Consider the following 3151-nt stretch of genomic DNA (forward strand, 5'->3'; position numbering starts at 1 on the left):
GCTTAACTTCGAAGAGCCGGCATACCCGCGCCCGGCGGGCATGGCACCCCTGACCGCGCGACTCGACGCCGCAGACGCGTTCGTCCTAGTAACCCCCGAATACAACCATAGTTACCCGGCGTCACTGAAGGCTGCCATCGACTGGCACTTCACCCAGTGGACCGCGAAGCCGGTCGCTTTTGTCAGCTACGGCGGCGCGGCGGGCGGTCGACACGCAGTCCTGCACCTGGAGAACGTCCTCACCGAGCTGCACGCGGTGACCATTCGCGACGGGCTGGCATTCCCGAACTATTTCGTGAACTGGGATGCTGGTCGGCCAGCTGATCCCGACGCTCCCGGCTACGCCAAGACATTGTTCAACCAGCTTGCCTGGTGGGCCGCCGCACTCCAGAAGGCGCGCGCCGAGGTGCCCTACCCCGACTAGTGGTCCGCCTGGTACCGGCACGCGATACCGCTGGCCGAAGCCCGCTACGCCGTCTGTCTCAAAGAGTATGACCAGTGAGCGCGGTTCACAACTAGGACGCGGTTCACAACTACGACAAGGACGGCTTCCTGGCGGAGTTCTTCCCTGACGATCCCCAGCCCCGCCCCGTGCTCGATGACCGTGGTCTTGAACCCGGCGTCCACCCACGCCTCGTGCACCGACGGGGCGACGGCGACGACCCGGTCCAGGCTCGTCCTCGGCTCGTCCTCGGCCAGCCCCTGTTCGTCTCCACGCAGGCCCTCTGTCTATAATGACAACCGTTTTCATCAACGAGAGGACTGTGATGCGTTCGCGACCACCGGCTCCGGGCCGCACCGCAGCTGCCCACACCGAGGCCCGCTCGTCACTCACGGTGCTCTGCGGTTTCTGGTCGTCGACGACCTTCGCCGTGGCCCGGGCGATGGTGGCGGCCGACCGGTCGTCGCTCCTGACGACCAGCATCCCTGGCAATCATGAGAACCGTCTTCAATAGTGGGAGATGGTGGCACATGACTGGCCCATGGAAGACGCCGGCCGGCCCGGGCGTCGCCGCCGAGCTGGGAGCCGTCGCGGAGACGTTGCTGATCCCGCTGTACGGGCGGGCGTCGCTCGCGGTCGCGGCCGGTGGCTGGAGCTGGATCTGCCTGACGCGATGGCGCTGCGCCGCCGCTTCTTCAGCGACGGCACCCGCCGCCGGCACCTGGCCGGGTCCGTCCTCGACGACGACTGGCTCGAGGTCGCCGCGGACACCGGCCCGGGGCCGTGGATGTTCGTGGCCGAGGCCGTGCTCGGGTTCCTCGACGAGCACGACGTCCACAACGTGCTTGCCCAGGTCGCGGGCCGGTTTCCCGGCAGCCTCGCCGCCTTCGACAGCTGGGGCGAGTGGATGCGGCAGAACCAGGAACAGCATGACGCGCTGAGCAAGGTCGACGCCCGCGCCCGCTGGTTCTGCGAAAACCCGGCCGACTTGGAACGCCAGGTGCCCGGGCTGGAGATCCTCGAATCCCGGACCCTGCCCGAAGCCCCGCGGGCCGTACTCGACCGGCTGCCATCCGAGGTATCCGCAGCGATGCCGGCCAGGCATGAGGACCCGCAGGTGCGCTCCTACCGACTCAACCTGGTCCGGCTCGGGGAGCCGTCGACCGGCTGACGTTGTCGAAACGAGCGAGGGCGGCCCGAGTCCGCTCCAGGCGATGCAGGCAACCAGCGCGCCCGCCGGACCACCCACCGAAGCCACCAGCAGAAAGTGCTCGCGCGGACCGACGGCGAATCGCAGACAGACCTCGCGCGAGACTAACCAACGCGCTCATCTGCTGATGACAGGACGTCCGGCTGCCCGCATGACGCCGCTTCGGGCCGCCGAGTTGAGGAGGTGGGTGAACGTCAGCCGTAGCTGGGATCGAGCGGGGTCGCGGGACGCGCGGCAACGGCGTCGATCGCGGGATCGGCGAGGACCGCGTCGATCGCGGCGTGGCTGGCACCGATGTAGGTGGAGTAGCCGTCGATCTCGGTGGCGACAAGCCAGGCCCGATCGTAGGGCCACCACAGACTCGCGCACCTCCACTCCACCGGCGCCGGCAACATCGGGGCGGCGCTCACCGGCCCGGTGAGCAGGTGGTACGCCCGGTTAGCTGTCCGCACACGCATCGGCCGGTCCTCCCAGGCGCGCGTCTCAGCGAGGCCGAAACCCTCCCAGAGGCAGAAGTACGCCTGGTCCGGCGTGTCGGTGAAGCTGGACAGGACCCTCGCGAGAGCCGCCGTCTCCCGCGCGTCCAAGCCTCCGTCAGAGGGTCGCCCCCAATGGTCGGAACCGGCGACGAGGTCGTCGAACCGGGTCTCGGCCGTCAGCGCCACGCCTCGGCATGCGGCGATCTCGGACCACCGGTGTCGCCGTCCCACACCCTCACGGTCGTAAGTCGGCGGCAGCACCCGGGCATAGGCCGCGAAGACGGGCGGCACCATCGCCGCGACCGTTGCGGCTGACGTGGTAGCGGCCAGGGCTGCCGCTACCCACGCCGCCGGACTGACGTCGGGCAGCAGCGACATCCCCGGCGCCCACGCGACCGGCTCCCCCATGTCCATCAGCCCACTCTGCCAGTCCCCACCCTCCTGATCGGGCCATCAGCCTTCCGTCGTAGGTCGTGGCCCCGTCGGCGGCCCACGGGATCCTGCGCGACATCGCCGGCCGCCGTGTAACGATGCGCGGTCGGCGAGGATGGTATGTCCATGAGCACATCTACGCCTCGCCGTCCGGAGCACAGGTCGGGACGTAAATCAGGATCGACGCCCACGTTGCTGGGCTACCCGCGCAGCTCCCTGCTGGTACCCGTGGTCGCCGCACTCGGCGGGCTGGTCTTCGCGGCCTGGAAGCCCGGTGTCATCCGATCGGCGTTCGCCAGCCCGCGCAGCGTCGCCTTCACGCTCGTCATCATGGCGGCGGTCGCCGGCCTCGGCTTCCTGCTGCCCAGACTGGGGAGGGGACCGGTGCTCACCGGGGCAGCACAGGCCGTGCCGGTGCTGCTCGCGTTCGTCGTCACAGTCCTGCCCGCGTTCCGAAACGTGACCGTCGAGGAGGAGTTACCCGCCGACGTCACCGCGGTCCTGCCGACCCGACCGTCCCCGCCCGGCGCCGCCCCGCAGGCGGGGCCGGCACCCGGGCAGACGCCGCCCCGGCCGCCGGCCCCGACG

Annotated in this window: 4 protein-coding genes; 3 read left to right on the top strand and 1 reads right to left on the bottom strand. The window is 69.8% G+C overall.

What is annotated here, in order from left to right:
- Positions 1-424: NADPH-dependent FMN reductase (locus tag AC08OQ_RS18760; protein WP_476612273.1), on the top strand; the 424-nt coding region annotated here is incomplete at its 5' end.
- A gap of 691 nt (positions 425-1115) precedes the next feature.
- Complete coding sequence (locus AC08OQ_RS18765) at positions 1116-1613, top strand: hypothetical protein (RefSeq protein WP_462187480.1); 498 nt, start codon at positions 1116-1118, stop codon at positions 1611-1613.
- Positions 1614-1846: 233 nt separating this feature from the next.
- Here the strand turns inward: AC08OQ_RS18765 and AC08OQ_RS18770 are convergent, their stop codons facing one another.
- Entirely contained in the window at positions 1847-2545 is a 699-nt protein-coding gene (locus AC08OQ_RS18770; RefSeq protein ID WP_476596093.1) for a hypothetical protein, read from the bottom strand.
- A 144-nt stretch (positions 2546-2689) separates the two neighbouring features.
- Between AC08OQ_RS18770 and AC08OQ_RS18775 the strand changes: the two genes are divergently transcribed.
- Positions 2690-3151: hypothetical protein (locus AC08OQ_RS18775; RefSeq protein ID WP_476612274.1), on the top strand; the 462-nt coding region annotated here is incomplete at its 3' end.

The sequence above is a fragment of the Frankia sp. CcCS3 genome (assembly GCF_977927575.1).